Consider the following 23694-nt stretch of genomic DNA (forward strand, 5'->3'; position numbering starts at 1 on the left):
CCGGTATTTTACTGCGCCTACCCTTTGTTTTTCATATGATTGAGTCAAGAAAAGCGAAACATACAAATCGAAAATTGCGAAAGCAAATTTCATCTATAAAGAGAAAAACAAAGGGGATGACGAAATGACATTGGCAATTGAAATGAAAGATGTAATGAAAAGTTTCAATGAAAAAACGGCACTTCGAAATGTAAATATTGAGGTGAAGCAAGGAGAAATTTTCGGATTCCTCGGACCAAGTGGATCTGGTAAAACAACAACAGTAAAGATTTTAACTTCTCAATTGCTTCATAGTGTTGGAACGGTAAGAGTATTAGGTAAAGATATTACAGGACCAAGTAGCATCGATTACAAACGAATTGGTATTTTAACAGATAACAGCGGCTTATACGAAAGACTTAGCATTTATGATAACTTACTATTATTTTGCGACTTATACGATTGTAAAAAAGAGCGAATCGATGAAGTGCTAGCGCAAGTGAATTTATTAGATGATAAAAAAACACCAATAAAAAAACTATCAAAAGGAATGAAGCAGCGTGTCACACTAGCGAGAGCGATCCTTCACAAACCAGATATCCTCTTCTTAGACGAACCAACATCCGCACTCGATCCAGTAAACGTACAAAACATTCATAAAATCTTAAGAGACTTAAATAAAGAAGGAACGACGATTTTCTTAACGACGCACAATATGGACGAAGCAGAAACGCTTTGTAACCGCATTGCCTTCCTTTGTGGGGGCGAAATAGTAGCGCTTGATACACCGGAAAACCTTCGCTTGCAATACGCGAAAGATCAAATACAAGTCGTATTAACAGATAAGAAGAAAGAAATCGTGCAAAAAGATGAATTAGGTGCAAAACGCATTTCAGAATGGATGAAAAAAGGTGAATTACTATCCATTCATTCACACGAACCAACGCTAGGCGATATCTTTATCGAAGTTACTGGGAGGGGATTATAATGACATTTTCAATGAGACGTGTATCAGCTATTTTTAGGAAAGAGGTACAAGATTTTAAGACAAATTCACAAGTGTTGTTAATGGCATCTTTACCACTTATATTTTCGGTTATATATAGCAAATTTGGAGTGGGCAAGCAAGTGTTGGGTACTACTACTATAATGTCTCTCCTGTTTGTCGCAGGTTTTGTTCAATCTATGGTAATTGCAGAAGAAAAAGAAAAACATACATTACGTGTGTTAATGTTATCGCCAGCATCTTCTGTTGAAGTTCTTCTTGGAAAGAGTCTATTAACAGCTGGTCTGACGATGATCATTTGTATTGCGAATTTATTCATTTTAGATCAATTAAATATAAATCTTCCATTGGTAGGATTGATATTCTTATGTGGAATTATTTTATTTATCGCGATGGGAACAATGATTGGATTACTTGCATCTTCTGTACCGCAAACATCATTAATTGGAATGCCTATTTTAATGACGATGTATTTAGCTGTACAATTTGAGGCATTTGTTGAAAATACAACAATTAAGACGATGATTGGATATCTCCCAACATCTCATATTACAAAAGCGATGAACGGTTTAGTAGATGGAGCAGGCTTTAGTAGTATGAGTGGTCATGTGTTGAACATTACAGTTTGGTTTATCATTTCGCTTGTTGTATGTTTAATTGTATATAAGAAGAAACAATTAGACTAAAAACTGAGCCAAAAAGCTCAGTTTTTTCTTTTTTCATCATTTCCTCGGAAATTTTGCAATTCTTATACATATTTTTACAGATTTTGTCGAAAAGTAATTAGTTATAGGTTGTATAGGATGAGTGAATATTGTTCAAAATGATTGCTGAGGTGATGATGGAATGCGAGGAAGAAATAGTAAAAAGTCGCGAAAAGTAGTACATTTATTTCAAAAAAGATGGGTGTTTCCGGCACTATACATTGCTTGTGCAGCGGTAATCTTAATGGTTGCGCTATGGTTCCAAGGAGCTAATCCAAAGAAAGCTCCGAACCAAGATCAAGCAACACCGTACACACAAACGGAAGATCCAGCAGTACCGGTAACAAAATCTTCAGAAGTAGTGAAAATGCCAGCTGCAGCAAATGCAGAAGTAGTGGTACAGAAGAAATTCTATGAAGATGCAGCATCAGAGGCGGAACAAGAAAAAGCACTTGTCTTTTATAACAACACATATTCCCCGAATAAAGGAATTGACATTGCTGCGAAAAACGGAAAAGAATTTGATGTTACAGCTGCTTTAAGTGGTACAGTAACGAAAGCTGAAAAAGATTCACTTCTTGGTTATGTTGTAACAGTAGATAGTGGAAATGGTGTAGCAGCATCTTATCAAAGCTTAGGCAGTGTGAAAGTAGAAAAAGGTGCAAGAGTTGTGCAAGGTGAAGTGTTAGGAAAATCAGGTCTAAATGCAATGAATAAAGATGCAGGTTCTTACGTTCACTTTGAAGTACGTAAAGACAATGTGGCTGTGAACCCTGAGCGTTATTTAAATAAATCAGTAGCAGAAATTAAAGCTGATGCAGGTGCTGCAAAGGCGACAAATGCTTCTGGTAAAAAAGCTGATGACAAATCTCAAAAAGAAGAAAAGTCAACAAGCACGAAACCAGAAAGTAAAACAGAAGATAAGTCTCAAAAAGAAGAGAAATCAACAAGCGGCTCGACTAGTGATAAAGAGACGAACGGTAAACAAGATGAGAAATCTCAAAAAGAAGAGAAATCAACAAGTGGTTCGACTAGTGATAAAGAGACGAACGGCAAACAAGATGAGAAATCTCAAAAAGAAGAAAAATCAACGAATGGTTCTACAGAATCCTCTAACGGTTCTTCTTCACAAGAATAATAAAGTAAAAAAATCAGTTCTCATTAGGAGAGTTGATTTTTTTATTTTTATATAAAAATAATCAATTTCGAGAAAAAATTTGCAATAACAAGGAAAAATGACGAGATTCTCGAATATATATTACAAAAGGGAGGGGATACTGTGTCATTTTTATCTGTTCTGTCGATTGCTATCATTTTATTGTTTGTTTTATTCGCTTTATATTATTATATTGCCGGTAAGAAAGAAGTTCCCCACCATCAGTTGTTAGAAGAAGAATATGAAAGAGAAGAGTGACACCTTTTATAAAGAGGTGTCACTTTTTTTCGCCATAATTGTCTTTGTTAACGTATTTCTCACAAAAAAACGTAATTTTTCTTAACTTAGTCCGCAAAAATAGTGAACATGTAGCATATATCAGTAGTGCGGGCAATACAATGGTATAAACCAATGCAAAGAGAGTGTTTGAGGTGAGAAATCGTGAATCATTTCATTATAAATCCAAGAATGTTTAACGCTTACAAACAGCACTCACATTTACTTCATAGTCGTATGCAGCGAGTCTCATTTCACACTTCTCACATCCAATTTAGGGAGGCGAGTGGTGTGCACGATTACATCAAAGAGAGAACTATCAAGATTGGCAAGTATATCGTGGAGACAAGAAAGACAGTGCGTGTAATCGCAAAGGAGTTTGGGGTATCAAAGAGTACAGTCCATAAAGATTTAACAGAACGTTTGCCAGAAATTAATCCAGAGCTGGCAAATGAAGTGAAAGAAATTCTTGATTATCATAAGTCTATTCGTCATTTAAGAGGTGGAGAAGCAACAAAGCAAAAGTACCGAAAAGAAGATACAGAAAACCCTGTGCGCCAATAAATCTAAAATAGCAAACATTCCTTGCGAATTCGGTAATATTTTTCAGAAGAATTCTTTTTGCGAATATTACGTTTCTGTTAAATTTATGATAAAATCAGAAATTAGGTGTAAAAGAATTCGGGTATAACCTGATTTTGAATATCGAGGAGGAAATGACGGGAATGTTTGCGCGAGATATCGGAATTGACCTAGGTACGGCTAACGTATTAATTCATGTTAAAGGTAAGGGTATTGTATTAAATGAGCCATCTGTTGTGGCAATTGATCGTAATAGTGGAAAAGTATTAGCAGTAGGTGAAGAAGCAAGAAGTATGGTGGGACGTACACCTGGTAATATTGTAGCAATTCGTCCGCTTAAAGATGGTGTAATCGCAGATTTCGAAATTACAGAAGCAATGTTAAAGTATTTCATTAACAAATTGGACGTGAAGAGCTTCTTTTCAAAACCTCGCATTTTAATTTGCTGTCCAACAAATATCACATCTGTAGAGCAAAAAGCAATTCGTGAGGCTGCTGAACGTTCAGGTGGTAAAACAGTATTTTTAGAAGAAGAACCAAAAGTAGCCGCAGTTGGTGCTGGTATGGAAATCTTCCAGCCGAGCGGAAACATGGTTGTTGATATTGGTGGAGGTACAACAGATATTGCCGTACTTTCTATGGGTGATATTGTTACCTCTTCCTCTATCAAAATGGCTGGCGATAAGTTTGATATGGAAATCTTAAACTACGTTAAACGTAAGTATAAGTTATTAATTGGAGAACGTACTTCAGAAAATATTAAAATTAAAGTTGGTACAGTATTCCCAGGTGCACGTAGTGAAGAGCTTGAAATTCGCGGACGTGACATGGTAACAGGTTTACCACGTACAATTACAGTATGCTCTGAAGAGATTACAGAAGCACTAAAAGAAGACGCAGCTATCATTGTACAAGCTGCAAAAGGCGTACTAGAGCGTACACCACCAGAACTATCTGCAGACATTATCGACCGTGGTGTTATTCTAACAGGCGGTGGAGCTTTATTACACGGTATCGACATGCTTCTAGCAGAAGAATTAAAGGTACCAGTATTAATCGCTGAAAACCCAATGCAATGTGTTGCTGTTGGTACAGGTATTATGTTAGAGAATATCGATAAATTACCACGTCGTGCTTTAAAATAAAGTGAAACTTTAATCAGTGGGGTTCATCCCCCGCTGATTATTAGCTTTCACCAATCGGGATAAAGTGAGAAGGACTAAGGTATCAAACCTTGGTCCTTTTTTATTTTTTTATATCTTTATATTTTTTTAATTTATTAAGAAAATAGAAGAAAAATAAAGAAAAATAGAGAAAACAGGTAAAATATTCATATATATGGTTAAATTTAATATTTTCATATTTGAAAACGTTTGTAATATAATGAGTCGAATACGACATTAAGGCAAAAAATGTTCAAATACATATTGCCTTTCCCTAATTTGGGCATACACTCTTTTCTACCTCCGTGTCAGTTGCTGAGAAGTGCAACTATTTTAATGGAATAGAGTGTGTGCATTTTTTTATAATAGGAAGTAAAGTAGTACTTTATAATGACAAATAATAAACAAAATGGGATAATAACAATATGTCCAAGTGGTAAGACCAATATTGTAAAAGGGGCGATTGTCACATGCTAAATATAGAACAAATTAAAGAAATCATTCCTCACCGCTATCCGTTTTTACTTGTTGATAAAATATTAGAAGTGGATGAGGGAAAAAGAGCGGTTGGAATTAAAAATGTATCTGCAAACGAGGAGTTCTTTAATGGGCACTTCCCAGATTATGCAGTTATGCCTGGTGTACTTATTGTAGAAGCATTAGCGCAAGTTGGTGCAGTTGCTGTATTAAAGAAAGAAGAAAACCGCGGGAGACTTGCTTTCTTCGCCGGCATCGACAACTGTCGCTTCAAAAAACAAGTACGCCCAGGTGATCAACTTCGCCTAGAAGTAGAAATGACGCGCGTACGCGGTCCAATTGGAAAAGGAAAAGCAATCGCAACAGTAGATGGTGAAGTTGCGTGCGAAGCTGAAATTACATTTGCAATTGGTGATAAAAAAGAATAGATAAAATAAAAAAACTTCTTGTATTTGTACAAGAAGTTTTTTTATTTATGATATATATTGATATAAACAAAAATACAAACTAGTCAGAAAATTAGTTTACAATTAATTGGGATTACCATATAATTACTTTATCATTTATCTCGTTTTTGAGATAAATGATAAAGGTATAAAAGAAATGAAGCTATTGTCATATTATTACGGTCTTTATATAGGACAAAATAGAAGGGCATTGAGTATGGTTAGATATGGGGAAGAATGGATGGATTTACCTGTGGAAATAAGTGGGGAATGAGCGTAATATATCCATCATGAATGAAATAGGCATGTATATCGAGCATATAGAAGTAGGGGGAACAGGTCGCATTTTGACAAAGGAGACTAGAACATGTTCGGAAGAAAGAAAAGAAAGCCATTAAAACAATTAATTACACATAAAGAGCCTAAATCGCGTATTGCGGAACAATACCGTAACATTCGTACAAATATTGAATTTACATCTGTAGATCATAATATGCGTTCTCTTATTGTCACTTCGGCAGATCCAGGTGACGGAAAGACGACGACAATTGCAAACTTAGCAGTTATTTTCGGCCAACAAGGAAAGAAAGTTTTAGTAATTGGAGCTGACTTACGTAAGCCGACGATACAAAACTTATTTGCAATTCATCATTCAAATGGATTAACGAACGTATTATTAGGACAAGCAAAATTAATGCAATGCATTCAAAAAACAGATATAGAGAATGTATACTTAATGGGATCAGGTCCAATACCACCAAACCCAGCAGAACTGTTAGGAAATCGAGTAATGGACGAGGTATTACTAGAAGCATATAACATGTTTGATATTATTTTAATAGACACACCGCCAGTTCTTGCGGTTACCGATGCACAAATACTTGCGAACAAATGTGATGGAATCATACTTGTCGTGCGCAGTGAAAAAACAGAAAAAGATAAAATGGTAAAAGCGAAACAAATTTTAGACAAGGCATCTGGTAAACTACTTGGTGTCGTACTAAATGACAAGCGAGAAGAAAAGGAACAATATGGATATTATTAAAAAATAATGTCTAATATAATAATTTTTAAAGCCAATAATTATTTTTATTGGCTTTTTTGAATCATATAACAACTTTTTATTGCTTTATATAAAATAAATGATATAATGGAAATTTTGGAAATTCTATGGAATGTGTTGTCATATTTAAGATTATTTTGTAAGATTATATATGTTTTCAAATAACAATCGTACATAGATATTACTAAAATAAAAAAATATAAGATTATATGTTATAATTTTTCTTATGTGCAAATTTTAGAAAGTTGGAGGAACTTATGGAAGAAACAATTAGTTTAAAAGAGCTATTTCATATTTTAAAAAAACGTTTAGCAATGATCCTCGTAATCGCCTTTGGTGCAGCTATTGTAAGTGCTATCATTAGCTTCTTCTTCATGACACCAATCTATCAATCTTCAACGCAAATTCTTGTGAATCAGAAAAAACAAGAGGGTGCAATGATTCAAGCTGGTGAAATTCAAACAAATATTCAATTAACGAATACATATAAGGTCATTATTAAAAGTCCGGTAGTCTTAGACCAAGTGAATGAAAAATTAAATTTAAATATGACAGCGCAAGCGTTAACAGGAAAGATTAATGTTGCAAATGAAAAAGATTCACAGGTCATTTCTGTAACAGCTGAGGATAAAGATCCAAAAGTAGCTCGTGATATTGCAAATGCAACTGCAGATGTATTTAAAGGTGAAGTTGCAAAAATTATGAATGTCGATAACGTAACGGTATTATCGAAAGCAGAAGTAGGGGAAAATCAATCGCCAATTAAACCACGTCCGATGTTAAATGTAGCAATTGCTTTCGTTGTTGGCTTAATGGCTGCAGTTGGTCTTGCATTCTTACTAGAATACTTAGATAACACAGTGAAAAAAGAAGAAGATGTAGAAAGCTTACTTGGCTTACCAGTGTTAGGTATTGTTGCTCGCATGGATGAAGAAACAACAAACGTAAAATCACATGCTCCATCATCAAGAAAAGTGAGGGGACAAACAATTGGCTCTTAATAGTTTATTTAAGAAGAAGAAAAATCATCGTCAACGTCGTCAATTAATTGCTCATCAACAACCGAAATCACCTATTTCAGAACAATATCGTAATATTCGAACGAATGTTGAATTTGCGTCTGTTGATACAAACTTGCATTCACTAATGGTAACATCTGCGAACCCAAGTGAAGGGAAAACGACAACGACAGCGAATATGGCAGTTGTTTTCGCCCAACAAGGAAAGAAAGTATTGTTAATTGATGCAGATATGCGTAAACCAGCGATGCATCAAATGTTCCAAGTAGACAATATTTTCGGATTAACGAATGTATTAACACATAGTGAACGTTTAGAGAAGTGTGTACAAACGACATCAGTTGATAATCTACACTTTTTAGCGTGTGGCCCAATCCCGCCAAATCCAGCAGAATTGTTAGGTTCGAAATCAATGCAAGAACTTCTTGCTCAAGCGTATAGTATGTATGACTTAGTCATTTTCGATTTACCACCAATTTTAGCTGTAACAGATGCGCAAATTATGGCAAATGTATGTGATGCATCTATTCTTGTCGTTCGTAGTGAATCGACAGAAAAAGAAACAGCGGTAAAAGCAAAAGGATTATTAGAATCTGCAAAAGGTAAATTGTTAGGTGTTGTTCTAAACGATCGTGAACGTGAACAAGGCTTATATTATTATTACGGTGCGAACTAGTTTAAAAGTGAGATATGACAAGAACATATCTCCTTTTTTCCTTTGAATATGAGATATATCTCATATTCAAAGGAAAAAAGATTTTTATACGAGAGGGAGGATGAGAAGAGTGATTGATTTACATTGTCACATTTTACCTAACATCGATGACGGTGCACAGACAGTAACAGATAGTTTAGCGATGGCAGAAAAAGCTGTACAAGAAGGAATTCATACGATCGTCGCTACACCACACCATCAAAATGGAAAATATGTAAATGAGCGTACTGCTATTATTCATCAAGTGAAACAATTAAATGATGAACTACAACAAAACGATATTCCACTGAAGATTTTACCAGGACAAGAGGTCAGGTTATATGGTGATTTATTAGAAGACTATGAAGCTGGTAAAATCGTTACTTTAAACGAAACAAATAAATATATATTAATTGAATTCCCGTCTAATCATGTACCTCGTTATGCAGAACAACTATTATATGAAATACGTGTTAAAGGAATGATTCCAATTATTGTTCATCCGGAACGCAATGCCGAGTTAATCGAGCGACCAGATAAGTTATATAACCTTGTAAGTAAAGGTGCATTAACACAAGTAACGGCGGGTAGTCTCTTAGGGAAGTTTGGCAAAAAGATAAAAAAATTCTCACTACAGCTCGTTGAACATAACTTAACGCATATGATCGCATCGGATGCACATAACACAACATCAAGAGGATTTCATTTAGCAGAAAGCTATGAATTAATCGGAAAAGAATTCGGAATGAACGTTATGAGCGATTTAAAAGAAAATCCGTACTTATTAATTAGCGGAAAATCAATTTATAAAGAAGATCCAGAACAAATTCGTCGTAAAAAATTGTTCGGTATTTTTTAATTGAAGAGCTTTGGTGATGTCTCCTAACCGTTATCAACGGGGGCACTCGGTCGTGCTGTGGGTAGAAATTTTTATTTCGAGCCTACCTTAGACGCTTGTCGTCGGGAGTATGACGTGAGGATGGGTTAGATGCCCATAAATTTATTTCTATTTAGAAACTCTACCTATGGAGTTATAAAAATGACTCTATAGGTAGGGTTTTTGTTATTGTTACATATGAATAAAACGATGAGGGAGGGATACAATTGAAAAGAGTAAGAAAAGCGATTATCCCAGCAGCTGGTCTTGGGACGAGATTTTTACCAGCAACGAAAGCGATGCCGAAAGAAATGTTGCCGATCGTCGATAAACCGACTATTCAATACATAATAGAAGAAGCGATAGAATCAGGAATTGAAGATATTATTATTGTTACTGGAAAAGGAAAACGTGCGATTGAAGATCATTTTGATCATTCCTTTGAATTAGAACAAAATCTTTTAGAAAAAGGAAAACATGAAATGCTTGAAAAAGTACAAGCTTCTTCAAAAATTAATATCCATTACATAAGACAAAAAGAACCAAAGGGGCTTGGACATGCAGTTTGGTGCGCACGTAAATTCATTGGGAACGAGCCATTTGCGGTATTACTTGGTGATGATATCGTACAAGCGGATACGCCATGTTTACGTCAATTAATGGATCAATATGAAGGGACACAATCATCTGTTATTGGTGTACAAACCGTACCAGAAAACGAAACACATCGCTACGGTATTATCGATCCCATTGAACAAAATGACCGCCGTTATCAAGTGCGTCAATTTGTAGAGAAGCCAGCAGAAGGCACAGCGCCATCTAATTTAGCGATTATGGGACGTTACGTATTAACACCAGAAATTTTTATGTTCCTTGAGAACCAACAAACAGGCGCTGGTGGAGAGATTCAGTTAACAGATGCGATCCAACGATTAAATGAAATTCAACGAGTGTTTGCTTATAACTTTGAAGGAACTCGTTACGATGTTGGGGAGAAGTTTGGGTTTATTAAGACGACGATAGAAATGGCACTTCAAAATGAGGAATTGAAAGTGGATTTGATGAAATATATGAAAGAACTTGTAAAAAAGGAAGAGGTACATTCATAAGAGAATGTCCTTTTTTATTATCAATAAGATACTAATTGTATAAAGAAGGGAACAGATATATTGAGTTATCGAAAACGGCTCTCATTATTAATTTTATTAGATTCATTTATTGTATTAACTGCGGTGTACTTAAGCTATTGGTTCATACACCCAAATGTATTAAGTAAAATTCCTACGACAGTAGTTATTAGTTCTATTACATTATTGTGTAGTCATCATGTTTTTGCTTCCATTTATAAGCTGTATAACAAGGCGTGGGAATATGCAAGTATTGGAGAATTAAAACAAATATTTAAAGCAATTACATTATCGATTTTAGTAACAGCAATTGTTCAACAAATTATAAATCAGGATATTTATGTTCGAATTTTAGCGATCGCATGGATGTTACATTTATTATTAATTGGTGGCTCCCGCTTTGTATGGCGTATGTTCCGTGATACGTATATTAGTAAGGACGCGAATAAAAAACGAACATTGATTGTTGGAGCTGGTTCAGCAGGAAATATGGTAGTAAGACAGTTACTACATAATAAGGAAGCAGATTTGTATCCAATTGCATTTGTTGATGATGATAGAAATAAACAAAAATTAGAGATTTATAACGTGCCAGTTGTTGGTACAACAAATCATATTGAAGAAGTGGTAGAGGATAATGACATTGAACATATTATTATTGCTATTCCTTCTTTAAATAGGAATCAAATAAACGAGATTTTTGAGAGGTGTACAAAAACGAAGGCAAAAACGCAAATTGTACCGATGCTTGAAGATCTTTTAGACGGTAAAGTTTCTGTTAATGAATTCCGAGATGTACAAGTGGAAGATTTATTAGGAAGAGAACCAATCCAATTAGATGATGCAGGAATTGGAGAAAAGATTACAGGTAAAACAATTTTAGTAACAGGTGCTGGTGGATCAATCGGATCAGAAATTTGTCGTCAAGTAATGAAGTATAAACCAGCAAAAATTGTTCTTTTAGGACATGGTGAAAACAGCATTTATAATATTGAAATGGAAATGAGAGTTACCTATAAAGATACAGTTGAAATTACGACAGAAATTGCTGATGTTCAAGATCGTCATAAAATCTTTGAAATAATGAAAAAGCATCAACCATATATCGTATACCATGCAGCGGCACATAAGCACGTGCCTTTAATGGAACGTAATCCTGAAGAGGCTGTGAAAAATAACATCTTTGGTACGAAAAATGTAGCTGAATCTGCAGATACGTTTAAAGTAAATACGTTTGTTATGGTTTCTACAGATAAGGCAGTAAACCCGACAAATGTAATGGGAGCTACAAAACGATTTGCAGAAATGCTTGTACAACATATGGCTTCGGTTAGTACTGGTACACGTTTTGTTGCGGTTAGATTTGGTAATGTTCTTGGAAGTAGGGGGAGCGTAATACCTCTATTTAAGAAACAAATTCAAAAAGGTGGGCCTGTAACTGTTACTCACCCCGATATGATCCGTTACTTTATGACAATACCAGAAGCTTCAAGATTAGTTATTCAGGCTGGAACGTTAGCTAGAGGTGGAGAATTGTTCGTACTCGATATGGGAGATCCAGTAAAGATTGTTGATTTAGCTAAAAACTTAATCACTCTTTCAGGCTATTCTGTTGAAGAAATTGGAATTGAATTTACTGGATTAAGACCAGGGGAAAAAATGTATGAAGAGTTATTAAATGAAGGTGAGGTTCATCCAGAGCAAATATTCCCTAAAATTCATATAGGAAAAGCTGTTTTACTAGATCAAGATATTTTAAGACAGTTTATGAATGAGTTTGAGGGAATGAATAAAGAGGAAATAAGAGAACGATTATTAGGCATTGCGAATAATAAAGTTAATCTAAAAAATTAATTTAAGGGAAGGAAGTTTTAGAAATGGGAGACAGAATATTTCTTTCATCACCACATATGAGTGATGAAGGTTATGAGATGCATTACGTTAAGGAAGCTTTCGATACAAATTGGATTGCACCACTTGGGGAAAATGTGAATGGATTTGAAAGAGAACTAGCCGCTAAAGTTGGCTCTAAAGCAGCCGCAGCGCTATCTTCTGGAACAGCTGCAATTCATCTGGCTCTAAAAGCAGCTGGAGTAGGGGAGGGCGATGTTGTTTTTTGTCAAACCCTTACATTCTCAGCAACTGCAAATCCTATAATTTATCAAAATGCTAATCCAGTCTTCATAGATAGTGATTATGAGACTTGGAATATGTGTCCTAAAGCATTAGAAGAAGCTTTTAAAAAGTATCCAAATGTAAAGGCAGTTATAGTAGTTCATTTGTATGGTCTCTCCGCGGATATGGATAAGATTGTTGAACTTTGTAAGAAATATAATGTTGCTTTAATTGAAGATGCTGCTGAATCTTTAGGAACTTATTACAAAGGTAAACATACGGGAAGCTTTGGAGATTATGGTATTTTTTCTTTTAATGGTAATAAAATTATCACTACTTCTGGTGGTGGAATGCTCGTTTCTAATGATGAGGAACGAATTTCAAAAGCAAGATTTTGGGCAACTCAAAGTAGAGATCAAGCAAGACATTATCAACATAGTGAATTAGGGTTTAATTATCGCATGAGTAATGTAGTTGCTGGTATTGGTAGAGGGCAGCTTAAAGTGTTAGATCAAAGAGTTCAGAAGAAAAGATACATATTTGATTTTTATAAGAGAGGATTAGGAAATCTTGAAGGAATTGAATTCATGCCTAGTAATGAGTGGAATGAACCAAATTATTGGCTAAGTTCTATGAAACTAAACGGCAAGATTCGTCCAATTGATGTGATGGAAGCTCTTGAAAAAGAAAATATTGAATCTAGACCGGTTTGGAAACCAATGCATATGCAGCCATTCTTTGAAAAATATGATTTTATTGGGACTGATGTATCAGAGAAGCTATTTGAGACCGGTGTTTGCTTACCAAGTGATACGAAAATGACAGATGAAGATTTAGATAGAGTCGTGAAAATTATTAAAGGGTTGTGGATATCGTAATGAAGGGTTCTAAAATTGGCATCTATAGACGGTTTATAAAAAGGTCAATGGATTTTATACTGTCTTTAATTGCTATTATAATGCTTAGCCCAGTATTCCTTATAGTTGCTTTTCTTGTAAAAACAAAATTGGGTAGTCCGGTATTATTTAAACAAGAGCGACCTGGATTAAATGGGACTATTTTCAAAATGTATAAATTTAGAACAATGACAGATGAAAAAAATGAAAATGGTGAGCTGTTACCCGATAGTGTAAGACTTACTAACTTCGGTAAATTTTTACGTTCGACATCACTTGATGAATTACCAGGGCTTTTTAATATTTTTAAAGGTGATATGTCAATTATAGGACCTAGACCTTTATTAGTTCAATATTTACCGTTATATAATGAGCATCAAAAAAGACGCCATAAAGTTCGACCAGGATTATCAGGGTTAGCACAAGTTAATGGTCGGAATGCTATTAGTTGGGAAGAGAAATTTAATTACGATGTAGAGTATGTAGATAATGTAAGTTTCACTACAGATTGGAAGATTATCCTTTTAACAATTAAGAAGGTTTTTATTAGAGAAGGAATTAATTCAGAAACTGCTGCTACAATGGAACCGTTTAAAGGGAATGAAAAAGGGAGTATAAAGTTATGAAAGAAAAACTCCTTATAATAGGGGCTAGTGGCCACGGAAAAGTCATAGCTGATATCGCGCTGAAAATGAAAAAATGGAAGGGTATTGCTTTTTTAGATGATAATGAAAGTGAAAAATCCTCAATGGGAATAGAAATAATTGATAAATCAGCAAGTATCTCAAAGTATGTAGATGATTACGATTTTTTTGTTGGAATTGGTAATAATGTCATACGAGAGAAGGTTCAGAGGCGACTTGAGGCTGAAGGGGCGAGTATTCCGGTATTAATTCATCCAAGTGCGATTATTGGAGAACAAGTTTATTTAGAAGAGGGAACTGTAGTTATGGCAGGCGCTGTTATTAACTGTTGTACCAAAATTGGAAAAGGATGCATTATTAATACTGCTTCTACAATAGATCATGACAATATAATTGAGGATTACGTTCATATATCACCAGGCGCACATTTAGCCGGCACAGTCAAGGTTGGATCGGGCACCTGGCTAGCTATTGGGAGTGTAGTAATCAATAACATTAATATTACTAACGAATGTAAAATCGGTGCAGGAGCTGTAGTAATCAGAGATATAGCTGAAATTGGAACTTATGTAGGGGTTCCAGCAAAAAGAATAGACGAATAGAAATTTTAAGGGAGAAGATAAATGGAATTGTTATACAAATATCTATTTTATATCAGTGGATTTATAATAGTTTGGGCGATGGTGGGTTATCCTATATCTTTAAAAATAATTGGGAATTTATATAAGAACCGAAAGCTTGAAAAAAATTATTCTCATCAGCCAACGGTAACCGTGATGGTGGTTGCTCATAATGAAGAAAAAGTAATTTTAGATAAGCTTCACAATATTTTGGAGTTAGATTATCCTAAAGATAAAATTGAATTCTTGATAGCGTCTGATAATAGTACAGACAAAACAAATGAAATCGTTAGAGAGTTTATTAAGGAACATCAAGATAGAAAAATACGAATTTATGAAGTGAAAGCTCGAAAAGGAAAAACAAATGCACAAAATGAAGCTCAAAAAACGGTGGAAACAGAGTATTTAGTTATGACCGATGCAAATTCTATGATGGATAAAAAATCTATCATAGAGCTTATGGCTGCATTCACCTCAGAAGAAATTGCATACGTTTCAGGAAGGCTAATGATTGTTAATCAAGAATCTAGCGATGTAAGTAATGCTGAAGCTAGTTACTGGGATAGCGATATGGTAATGCGTGAAATTGAAGGAAGAATGCAAACCATAACAGCTGGTAATGGAGCTTTATATGCATGTAGGACCGGGGATTATTATGACTTTAATCCGATACAATGCCATGATAGTGCCATGCCACCATTGTATGCATTGCAAGGTAAAAGAGCGATTGCGAATCATGATGCAATTGCTTATGAAAAAGCTGGTGAGGTTATTGAAGATGAATTTGGTCGTAAAGTAAGGATGAATCGAATTATTCTAAAGCATATTTTACCAGATGTAAGGATGCTTAATGTATTTAAGTATAAGTGGTTTTCATATTTTTATTTTGGACATAGGACATGCAGGTACCTGTTATGGATCGCACATTTTATGGTACTAATATCTAATGTATTACTAGTACCGATATCATGGTTTTATTTAATGACATTTATTGGACAAGTGCTATTTTATTTAATGGCACTAGCAAAAGTAATAACTAAGACAAACAATAAGTATGTAACATTAATTTATTATTATTGTGTCACAATCATTGCACAATGGGTTGGTGTCTACAATATATTGACTGGAAAAGCAAAACCGTTTTGGGAGAAAGCTGAGAGTACAAGGTAGATAAAGTTTTTAAGTTTAGTGTATATGTTTTTGAAAGAAAGGGATTGTTTTATTTATCGAGTTTAGGGTGTGAAAATATGTGTGTTCAGGTATTAATTTCGACAATGAATAGATCAAATCCTATTGATTTGTTTGAAAAGATGAATATATCATCGAATGCAGTAATGGTAAATCAGTGTGGATATGAAAAGCAAGAAGTCTTATTTTTACAAAACCATAAATTAACTTATGTATGTAGTGAAGATATAGGGCTAAGTAAAAGTCGTAACAAAGCAATATTTAATTCAAATGATGACGGTATTGTTTTATTATCAGACGATGATTTGGTATATGTGGATAATTACAGTGAATTAATCCAAAAGACATTTGATGAAAATCCAGATTATGACATTATTAGATTTCAGGTCGAAGGAATTAATAAACCATTCAAAATGTATAAAAACAAAAGTGCAAAATTAGGATATTTAAGTTCTTTAAAAACGTCTTCTGTCGAAATTGCATTTAGAATTAAAAAAATTAAAGAAGCAAACATTCAATTTAATGAACAATTCGGTGCGGGTTCTGTTTATAGGATGGGAGAAGAAAATATATTTTTATATGAATGTTTAAGTAAGGGATTAAAAATTAAATACGAACCTATTAAGATTGCCGATTTATATATCGGTGAATCTTCTTGGTTTAAAGGGTTTAATAAAAAATATTTTCACGATCGTGGTGCAATATTTAGTGCGCTATCCAAAAGATGGGCAGGGGTACTTATATTACAATTTGCGTTTAGACATTATAAAAAATATAAATCTAACATGACTTTACTTCAGGCGATTAGAGCAATGTTTAACGGTCATCAAGAGTATAAAAAAACATTGGGAGAGAAATAATTTGAGGTTATTATTTGTAGGAGATCTTATTGGTAACACTGGTCCAGCAAATGTCAATAAAGCACTAAAGAAAAATTTACCTAGTAGTACTATATTCTTAGAGAAAAATTCGATAATTAGTAAAATTTTGGAACTTGTCATTAAAATAAAAAAAGTAGATGCGGTTCTCTTTTCTGGGATGTCTAAAATAAATATTATAGGATTTAGGATTGCTAAATTGTTAGGGGTTAAATCTGCTTATTTAATGCATGGTTGTCGTAGCATAGAAGGAAAAATTAACGGGAATTATAGTCAAAATGATGTTGATATTGAAAATAAGGTACTAGAATTAGCGCCCGTAATCATTTGTGTTTCTGAAAATTTCATGTATTGGATGAAAGAAAATTATCCTCAATACAAAGAAAAATTAACCTATGTAAATAATGGAGTCGATTGGGGACAACTTACTACAGTTAGAGAAGGGAATATAAGAAGAGAAGAAAGAACTTTAATGGCAGTTGGAGGAGGGGTACCATTAAAAAATATCAAATCAATTTGTAAAGCAATTGATTTGATTAATCAAAAAGATGGGATGAATCTTCAGCTTATTGTTATAGGAAATGTGGGGAAGGACCTGGAAGAAATTCTTTCGTTTCCTTTTGTTCAATATTATCAAAAGGTGCCGCATGATAAAATGCCATTTTATTACCAAAGAGCAAAGTTATTTGTACAGAATAGTAGCTTTGAAACTTTTGGACTTGCTCCTATTGAAGCTCTTATTAATGGCTGTGATTTACTTATGTCACAAGAAACTGGAGCTAAGTCAATAATTTCAACATTAGAGCCCAATGATCTTATATGTAATAATCAGGATGTTATTGAAATTTCAAAAAAGATTGAATTTTTCCTCAGTAGTGCTAATAATAAACGGTTAGTTAAGGGTATAAATAGAGAAAAAACATCTACGAACTTCGCAGCTAATCGAATAATGGATATACTAAAAATTTAGAGTGGGTATAAATTATGAATATAAAGAAAAATAGTAAAGGAAGTTGGATTAGCGATAGTGAAAGAAGATATCGTATGATGCTAAATATAGTTACCACATCATATGCCTTCATTTTTTTCACGATTTTTTTACTTACTTGGTATAAGATAAGTTTTTTTAATATGTTTAGTGGTATTAGTTTTATTTTATTTTTAGCAAATATAGTATTATTAGCTATTCATTTACCTTTAGTAATATCAAAACAAATAAATTTATTTATTTTTAATGTAATCTTGTTAATTTTAATGTTACTAAACTCTATATTTTCAAACTCTAATTTAGGAAGCAGTATGGTTTTATTTAATTTAGTAATAATGATGACGATATTTAGATTTTTTAATTTAAATGGAAAAAATCTAAAAATAATTTCTATTGTAATGCTTATTTATTTTTTGTTTTACTGTTTTTTACAAGAAGAATTATTTAATACAAATAGTAAAGGATATATAGTTTTATTAACTTATATCTATTCAGCTTTTTATTTAAGTACTTTAAAGTGGAGTAAGATAATTGTTCCAATAGTTACTTTTGTTGCTTTTTATTCTATTCAGCTAACAGATAGTAGGGGGGCACTGCTTGGATTAATATTATTTATTTTATTGGCTTATGTTATTCCTTCTAGAATATGGGGAAAGAAAGGGTTTTTAGTTATATTAAATACTTTACTGACTCTAGGTTCTATTGTTTTTGTATATATTTATATTAATCTGTGGGAAAATCGATTTAATATTAGTTTAGAGTTCTTTGATAAGCCCCTTTTTACAGGAAGAGAAGCGATTTGGACTGAACTATTTTATAGTTTTAAAGAACATCCCATTGTAGGACTAGGTTCGAATTATGATATAGTTTCCTATGGAAACCTAAACATTCATAATTCAATGTTTAATATTTTAGTTATATATGGGATACCTGTGTTTTTTATGGTAATGCTATTGATTTGTAAGAGTATAATAAATTTATCTAATGAGATAGTTAATAACAATATTTCTAGAATAGCCATATCAGGTTTTTATGGTGTGTTAATAGTAGGATTTTTTGAGACAAATTTAATTTGGGCAAGTAATATATTTCCGGCGCTATTTTTAATTGCTATAGCATATTCGACTCGCGAAAGTTATTAGGCGTTTATAGGTATTCTTGCATTTATAATAATGAATTGTGAAAATTATGTTTTGACTTTTAAAATCTATAGATAGACTTTATAAAAGTGTCCTATATATTTAGAGGGCACTTTTTATTAATCGTTTTTAAGGTTAATAATTAAAGTTTATTTACAGGTGTTTAAATTTAAAAGGTTGATATAAGGACTGATAGCATAAATGAATTATTTAAAACAATTTATAAGGACATCAGGGGTATTTTTTATTGGAAATACGCTTACTAAGTTAATAGGCATTTTCCTATTGCCATTATATACCTCTAGAATAAATCCTGAATCTTTTGGTTATTACGATTTAACCATCTCTTTAATAAATTTAGTAATTCCAATTCTATTCTTTCAAGTGTGGGATGGAATATTTCGCTTTACCTTTGATCATGAAAAGATAACGGACAAATATGCTGTAATTTCAAATGGAATTACAATTCAAATTTTTGGAGCATTTTTATATAGTATCACTTTTTTTGTTGTAATTAATGCTATTGATTATAGTATCCAATACAAATATTTAATCTTTATTCAGGGAGTGCTATTTGCTTTTCAGTATTATTATAATTTTGTGGCTAGAAGTTTTTCGAAGAATACTTTATTAGTAGCGACAGGTTTATTAAACAGTATTATTAGTATTTTAATTAATATAATTTTAATTGTAATTTATGATATGGGAATTGAGGCACTGTATATTTCATATATTGCTGGAACTCTAATTCAAATTATAATAATAGAAGTAAAAGTTAAAATAATAAGTAATTTTAAAGTAAGTACAGTATCTCTTCCTTTAATAAAGAAACTAATGCTTTTTTCTTTACCACTCTGTTTAACCACAATATCATATTGGCTTTTAAGTGGACTAATTAGACTTGTAATTAGTAATAAGTTAGGTATGTATGAAAACGGATTATATGGGATTACTAATCGTTTATCTAGCGTAATGGTGTTGGTTGTTAATTCTTTTCAATTAGCATGGTATGAAATGTCATATTCTATGGGAAAAGAAGAAAATAAAAAGAGTTATTATGGAAAAAGTTTGAACTATATATTAAAAGTTATTTTGTATATTGGTTCAATCTCGCTAATTATTATTAAACTTATATTTCCATATATGATTGCAGAACAGTATCATGAGGCACTGAATATTATTCCTATTACATTTATAGGGGTATTAATTAATTCATATGCAAGTTTTGCGAGTACTTTATTCTTAGCAGAGAAGGAATCAAGTAAATTGTTAATGCCTACTTTAATTAGTGCGGTGGTTAATGTACTTGGCTTATTTTTATTAACTAATACTTTTGGATTAGTAGGTGCAACACTTTCTCTTACAGTAGCCTTCTTTATTAATGGATTAATAATTACAATCAAACTAAAGAAGCAGTACAATATTAGTCTTAAAGCCTCGGTGCTTTATGGGGGAGTAGCTACTTTAATCATTTCTACTTTTGTGTTTTATTATTTCAAAGGAGTATACTTAATTCTTTTTATATTAATTTTAGCAGCGATCTTAATTTATGTTTTTAAAGATATTTTGATAACTATAGTAAAATTATTAAAATCCAATAGATAAAATGAAATACTAGTGAATTATAAAAATTCACTTTCTATCTAGAGTTTTTATAGTAATTTGTTATATGAAAATTGAGATTAGAGAGGAAAGAAGATGAAATATACTATTTTTACTCCAACCTATAATAGGGCAAATGAGTTAGGGGTTTTATATGACTCCTTAAAGAAACAATCATTCCGGGATTTTGAATGGTTAATTATTGATGATGGATCAACTGATAAGACAGAACAAAAAGTTGATGGTTTTATAAAAGAAGATAATATATCTATTAGATATATTAGACAAAATAATGGAGGAAAGCATCGGGCTTTTAATAAGGCAATTGAAGAATCTAAAGGAGAGTTTATGGTCTGTGTAGATTCAGATGATTTTTTAAAGGAGTATGCCCTTGAGAAGATTGATAAATACTCTAAAATAAATAATAAAGTAATGGCAATATGTTTCTTGTGTGTAGATTTACAAGAAAATATTATAGGAAGTAGTTTTCCTAAGAGTGATTCAATATTTAATTTAATTGACCTAATTTATAAGTATAGGATGAGAGGGGATAAACTTTGGGTATTTAAACACGACATACTAAAAAACTATAGGTTTCCTGAGTATAATGGGGAAAAATTTGTTACAGAAGGAGTACTTACACTTCAAATGTCACTCCAGTATGATGTTTTAGTTGTGAATGAGGTATTACAAGTTTGTGAGTATCAAAATGGCGGATTGACTTCTATTGGTAATAATCAATTGTTCAAAAAAAATTCTAAAGGTGCGAAAGCATATTATAAATTATTACTACAAATAGCTCCTAATTATAAATATAAATTATTCTATTTATATAATTACATATTATATAGCATTTATGGGAGAAAAATATGATAAAACAGGTTAAGTTATTAGTCAAATTCATGTTTTTGAAATATAAACATAAATCAGCTAGTATTAATTCTTTTCAGGTAAACCGCAATCTTAAAATATCTAAGGGTGCTAGAATAAATAAGGGTGTAATAATTGGTGAGAATGTTGCTATAGGCGAATACTCATATATAAATAATAATTCTATAGTATTTAATTCGGATATCGGGAAGTTTTGTTCTATAAGCTATAATTGCATGATAGGTTTACCTAATCACCCTGTTAAAAATATTAGCACGTCACCATTTATATATTCTAATAGTAATATTCTTAATATTCCAGGGAGTTTTGAGGATTTAAATACTCAAACGATAATTGGTAATGACGTTTGGGTGGGTGCCAGCGCAATCATAATGCGAGGTGTATCAATAGGAAATGGTGCAATTATAGGAGCTGGATCAGTTGTAACTAAGAACATTCCGCCTTATGCTATTGCAGTAGGTAATCCAGCTAAAGTTATTAAAATGAGATTTGAGAAAAATCATGTAGAGTTTCTAGAAGAAATGAAGTATTGGGATAAGTACGATACTCAAAAAAAGAGACTTGCTCATTTGGTGTTAAAAAGAGAGAAATGGATAGAAGATGTGAAGTGATATTTTTAAATTATTACTTTAAGGTGAATTAAGGATAGGTTTTAAAAGAATAAATCAGCTGGATATTAAGAAGTAAGGGTGTGTTTCGAATAAATGAAAATTACAATAGCTGGAACAGGATATGTTGGTTTATCTAATGCAATTTTATTAGCTCAACATAATGAAGTAATAGCACTTGATATTATTGAAGAAAAAGTGGATATGATTAATAATAGAAAGTCCCCTATTATAGATACTGAAATTGAAGAATTTCTAGCAACAAGAGAACTTAATTTAATAGCTACTACCGATAATTATAAGGCATTTAAGGATGCAGAATATGTGATTATTGCAACACCGACGAATTATGATCCAGATAAAAATTATTTTAATACAAGAACTGTTGAAGCTGTAATTGCTAATGTTTTATCTATCAACCCAGAGGCTATAATGGTAGTAAAATCAACAGTTCCAGTAGGTTATGTAGAGAAAATAAAGGAGAAATTTGAAACGGATAATATTATTTTCTCACCAGAATTTTTAAGAGAAGGTAAAGCTTTATATGATAACCTATATCCGTCTCGTATAATTGTAGGTGAAAAATCTGATAGAGCAAAAGTATTTGCTGAACTATTAGTTCAAGGTGCAGTTAAAAAAGATATATCAGTATTATTTACAAATTCGACTGAAGCTGAAGCTATTAAATTATTTGCCAATACATACTTAGCTATGAGGGTAGCCTTTTTTAATGAACTAGATTCGTATGCAGAAGTACGAGAACTGGATACAAAACAAATTATTGATGGAGTTGGATTGGATCCAAGAATTGGTGAGCATTATAATAACCCATCTTTTGGCTATGGTGGCTATTGTTTACCTAAAGATACAAAACAATTATTGGCAAATTATGCAGACGTTCCTAATAATATAATGACAGCAATTGTGGATGCAAATAGAACGAGAAAAGATCACATTGCAGAAATGATTATAAAGAGAAATCCTAAAATTGTTGGTATTTATAGGTTAACTATGAAAATGGATTCAGATAATTTTAGACAATCAGCTATTCAAGGAGTTATGAAGCGCATTAAAGCAAAAGGGATTGAAGTTGTTGTATATGAACCATCTCTCTGTGAAGAGACATTTTATAATTCAAAAGTAATTACTAATTTTGAAGAATTTAAAAAAATCAGTGATGTGGTTGTGGCTAATAGGTTAACCAGTGAATTATATGATATAGAAGATAAGGTTTATACAAGAGACTTATTTAGTAGAGATTAAAAGGTATATGTGATTTTAATTATACATTAAAAATAAGATCGGAATTTATAGGTAGATAAGGATCCATTAAAAATGAGATAACATTTTTATGTGTTACCTCGTTTTTAAATTTCTAAATTATATTTTTGAGGAATCGACCTAAACCATTTGTTAAAGGAATGTAGGTAATATAGCTGTATTTGGGAAAATATATATGATGAATTAATATAGTGATGGTGGAAGTTGACTAGTTAAAGAAAATAAGATACTTTAATTGAAGAATTATATTCCTAGAAAATCTATTAAGAATGGTT

General features: G+C 32.5%; 24 protein-coding genes. All 24 read left to right on the top strand.

Annotation, left to right across the window (positions count from 1 at the left end; translation table 11 throughout):
* Positions 1-124 precede the first annotated feature (124 nt).
* The 24 genes from QCI75_RS01070 (at position 125) to QCI75_RS01185 (ending at position 23401) form a co-directional block, all read left to right on the top strand.
* Entirely contained in the window at positions 125-967 is an 843-nt protein-coding gene (locus QCI75_RS01070) for an ABC transporter ATP-binding protein (RefSeq protein ID WP_353759847.1), read from the top strand.
* Complete coding sequence (locus QCI75_RS01075) at positions 967-1671, top strand: ABC transporter permease (RefSeq protein ID WP_353759848.1); 705 nt, start codon at positions 967-969, stop codon at positions 1669-1671. The genes QCI75_RS01070 and QCI75_RS01075 overlap by 1 nt, the downstream gene beginning before the upstream one ends.
* A 160-nt stretch (positions 1672-1831) precedes the next feature.
* A complete protein-coding gene (gene spoIIQ / locus QCI75_RS01080) occupies positions 1832-2827 on the top strand; it encodes a stage II sporulation protein SpoIIQ (protein WP_353759849.1) in 996 nt (331 codons plus the stop codon).
* 141 nt (positions 2828-2968) lie between these two features.
* Positions 2969-3103, top strand: a complete 135-nt coding sequence (locus QCI75_RS01085) for a hypothetical protein (protein WP_002016211.1) — start codon at positions 2969-2971, stop codon at positions 3101-3103.
* Positions 3104-3412: 309 nt separating this feature from the next.
* Positions 3413-3685, top strand: coding sequence for a sporulation transcriptional regulator SpoIIID (gene spoIIID, locus QCI75_RS01090; protein WP_002089714.1), 273 nt, complete (start codon positions 3413-3415; stop codon positions 3683-3685).
* Between the two features lie 161 nt (positions 3686-3846).
* Complete coding sequence (gene mreB / locus QCI75_RS01095) at positions 3847-4848, top strand: rod shape-determining protein (protein WP_002123831.1); 1002 nt, start codon at positions 3847-3849, stop codon at positions 4846-4848.
* A gap of 488 nt (positions 4849-5336) precedes the next feature.
* Positions 5337-5771 carry a 3-hydroxyacyl-ACP dehydratase FabZ gene (gene fabZ / locus QCI75_RS01100; protein WP_000931959.1) on the top strand — a complete coding sequence of 145 codons (435 nt, stop codon included), beginning with the start codon at positions 5337-5339 and terminating at the stop codon, positions 5769-5771.
* A gap of 385 nt (positions 5772-6156) precedes the next feature.
* Positions 6157-6834: a CpsD/CapB family tyrosine-protein kinase gene (locus tag QCI75_RS01105; RefSeq protein ID WP_353759850.1), complete on the top strand. Its 678-nt coding sequence runs from the start codon at positions 6157-6159 to the stop codon at positions 6832-6834.
* A 275-nt stretch (positions 6835-7109) separates the two neighbouring features.
* Positions 7110-7853 (top strand): YveK family protein, encoded by a 744-nt coding sequence (locus QCI75_RS01110; RefSeq protein ID WP_144508384.1) that lies wholly within the window; start codon positions 7110-7112, stop codon positions 7851-7853.
* Positions 7843-8547 (top strand): CpsD/CapB family tyrosine-protein kinase, encoded by a 705-nt coding sequence (locus QCI75_RS01115; protein WP_353759851.1) that lies wholly within the window; start codon positions 7843-7845, stop codon positions 8545-8547. The genes QCI75_RS01110 and QCI75_RS01115 overlap by 11 nt, the downstream gene beginning before the upstream one ends.
* 109 nt (positions 8548-8656) lie before the next feature.
* Entirely contained in the window at positions 8657-9424 is a 768-nt protein-coding gene (locus QCI75_RS01120) for a tyrosine-protein phosphatase (RefSeq protein WP_353759852.1), read from the top strand.
* Positions 9425-9669: 245 nt separating this feature from the next.
* Positions 9670-10551 carry a UTP--glucose-1-phosphate uridylyltransferase BpsC gene (gene bpsC / locus QCI75_RS01125; RefSeq protein ID WP_353759853.1) on the top strand — a complete coding sequence of 294 codons (882 nt, stop codon included), beginning with the start codon at positions 9670-9672 and terminating at the stop codon, positions 10549-10551.
* Between the two features lie 60 nt (positions 10552-10611).
* Positions 10612-12423, top strand: coding sequence for a polysaccharide biosynthesis protein (locus QCI75_RS01130; RefSeq protein WP_353759854.1), 1812 nt, complete (start codon positions 10612-10614; stop codon positions 12421-12423).
* Positions 12424-12446: 23 nt separating this feature from the next.
* Entirely contained in the window at positions 12447-13562 is a 1116-nt protein-coding gene (locus QCI75_RS01135) for a DegT/DnrJ/EryC1/StrS family aminotransferase (RefSeq protein ID WP_353759855.1), read from the top strand.
* Entirely contained in the window at positions 13562-14206 is a 645-nt protein-coding gene (locus QCI75_RS01140; protein WP_353759856.1) for a sugar transferase, read from the top strand. The genes QCI75_RS01135 and QCI75_RS01140 overlap by 1 nt, the downstream gene beginning before the upstream one ends.
* Entirely contained in the window at positions 14203-14826 is a 624-nt protein-coding gene (locus tag QCI75_RS01145; RefSeq protein ID WP_353759857.1) for an acetyltransferase, read from the top strand. Before QCI75_RS01140 ends, QCI75_RS01145 begins: the two co-directional genes overlap by 4 nt.
* A gap of 78 nt (positions 14827-14904) precedes the next feature.
* A complete protein-coding gene (locus QCI75_RS01150; protein ID WP_353759858.1) occupies positions 14905-16014 on the top strand; it encodes a glycosyltransferase family 2 protein in 1110 nt (369 codons plus the stop codon).
* Positions 16015-16118: 104 nt separating this feature from the next.
* Complete coding sequence (locus tag QCI75_RS01155) at positions 16119-16892, top strand: glycosyltransferase family A protein (RefSeq protein WP_353759859.1); 774 nt, start codon at positions 16119-16121, stop codon at positions 16890-16892.
* A gap of 1 nt (position 16893) precedes the next feature.
* Positions 16894-17880 (top strand): glycosyltransferase family 4 protein, encoded by a 987-nt coding sequence (locus tag QCI75_RS01160; RefSeq protein ID WP_353759860.1) that lies wholly within the window; start codon positions 16894-16896, stop codon positions 17878-17880.
* A gap of 14 nt (positions 17881-17894) precedes the next feature.
* Positions 17895-19040 (top strand): O-antigen ligase family protein, encoded by a 1146-nt coding sequence (locus QCI75_RS01165; protein ID WP_353759861.1) that lies wholly within the window; start codon positions 17895-17897, stop codon positions 19038-19040.
* Between the two features lie 198 nt (positions 19041-19238).
* The gene (locus tag QCI75_RS01170; RefSeq protein WP_353759862.1) at positions 19239-20642 is read left to right on the top strand and encodes a lipopolysaccharide biosynthesis protein; all 1404 of its coding nucleotides are present in this window, start codon (positions 19239-19241) and stop codon (positions 20640-20642) included.
* A gap of 93 nt (positions 20643-20735) precedes the next feature.
* Entirely contained in the window at positions 20736-21512 is a 777-nt protein-coding gene (locus QCI75_RS01175) for a glycosyltransferase family A protein (protein WP_353759863.1), read from the top strand.
* Complete coding sequence (locus QCI75_RS01180) at positions 21509-22141, top strand: CatB-related O-acetyltransferase (protein ID WP_353759864.1); 633 nt, start codon at positions 21509-21511, stop codon at positions 22139-22141. The genes QCI75_RS01175 and QCI75_RS01180 overlap by 4 nt, the downstream gene beginning before the upstream one ends.
* A gap of 93 nt (positions 22142-22234) precedes the next feature.
* The gene (locus tag QCI75_RS01185) at positions 22235-23401 is read left to right on the top strand and encodes a nucleotide sugar dehydrogenase (protein WP_353759865.1); all 1167 of its coding nucleotides are present in this window, start codon (positions 22235-22237) and stop codon (positions 23399-23401) included.
* Positions 23402-23694 lie beyond the last annotated feature (293 nt).

This window comes from Bacillus cereus group sp. RP43, assembly GCF_040459645.1.
Taxonomy (GTDB): domain Bacteria; phylum Bacillota; class Bacilli; order Bacillales; family Bacillaceae_G; genus Bacillus_A; species Bacillus_A mycoides_C.